The 686-nt window shown below is 60.1% G+C and carries 1 protein-coding gene; it reads right to left on the reverse strand.

The genetic code is table 11. The features are described from left to right. Positions 1-99: 99 nt before the first annotated feature. Positions 100-686: PLP-dependent cysteine synthase family protein (locus AWU74_RS07095; protein ID WP_162504993.1), on the reverse strand; the 587-nt coding region annotated here is incomplete at its 5' end.

The following is a 686-nucleotide window of genomic DNA, read 5'->3' on the forward strand; positions in this document are numbered from 1 at the left end:
TTCCGCGCACCGTTCCCAAAAGAATGCCGCAGCATTCGTTTGGATAAGCGGCTTCGCCCGCCTGTTTAATGCGCGCTTCGCATTCCGCCGGAAGACATATCACGCTTGCACCCCCCAGAAACGCTCCGAAAGATAGCGCGAGCCGCTATCGCAGAGCACCGTAACCACTACGGAACCGGACGGAAGCTCCGCGGAAAGGTTCAGCGCGGCGGCGACATTCGCCCCTGAGCTGACGCCGACAAAAAATCCTTCTTCCCGTGCGAGCCGTCTGGTCATGGCATACGCGTCTTCGGTGTTTATCTCAAGCACCCTGTCGGCAAGCGCCGGGTCGTAAAAGCCCGGGCGAATCGTGCTCGCCATGTGCTTCGTGCCTTCGATTCCGTGAAATGGGGAATCGGGCTGCACCGCGACCGCCTGCACCGCAGGCGAAAACATTTTGAGCCGCTTTACGGTGCCCGTAAAAGTGCCGGAAGTCCCCATGCCCGAAACAAAATGCGTTACCCGCCGCGCGGTCTGCTCCCATATCTCAGACGCTGTCGTCTGATAGTGCGCCTTCCAGTTTTCCGCATTATTGTACTGATCGGGATAATACCAGTGCTCCGGGTCGGCAAAAACCGCCTTCCGCGCAACCAGATACGCGCCGTCCGAGCCTTCCAGCGGGTCCGTCTCCACCACCGCCGCGCCGA

The sequence above is a fragment of the Treponema endosymbiont of Eucomonympha sp. genome (assembly GCF_001028545.1).